At 56.4% G+C, this 266-nt stretch carries 1 protein-coding gene; it reads left to right on the forward strand.

The genetic code is table 11. From position 1 onward, the window contains the following. Nucleotides 1-231: peptidylprolyl isomerase (locus tag AAEZ05_RS28900; RefSeq protein WP_350650035.1), on the forward strand; the 231-nt coding region annotated here is incomplete at its 5' end. Nucleotides 232-266: the final 35 nt, after the last annotated feature.

The raw sequence follows: 266 nt of genomic DNA on the forward strand, positions 1-266 counted from the left end.
GAGCCGCATTCGGCCTCCGCGCAGTTCTTCATCAACGTCGCCGACAACGCCTTCCTGAACCACAGCGGCAAGAACGTGCAGGGTTGGGGCTACGCAGTGTTCGGTAAAGTCACCCAAGGCACTGACGTTGTCGACAAGATCAAAGGCGTATCGACCACCTCCAAGGCCGGTCACCAGGACGTTCCAGCCGAAGACGTGATCGTCGAGAAAGCCGAGATCATCGAAGCGTGATATTGCTGATTTCAGACTTGCATCTGGAAGAGGAG

This window comes from Pseudomonas sp. HY13-MNA-CIBAN-0226 (assembly GCF_040310305.1).
Taxonomy (GTDB): Bacteria; Pseudomonadota; Gammaproteobacteria; order Pseudomonadales; family Pseudomonadaceae; genus Aquipseudomonas; species Aquipseudomonas gregormendelii.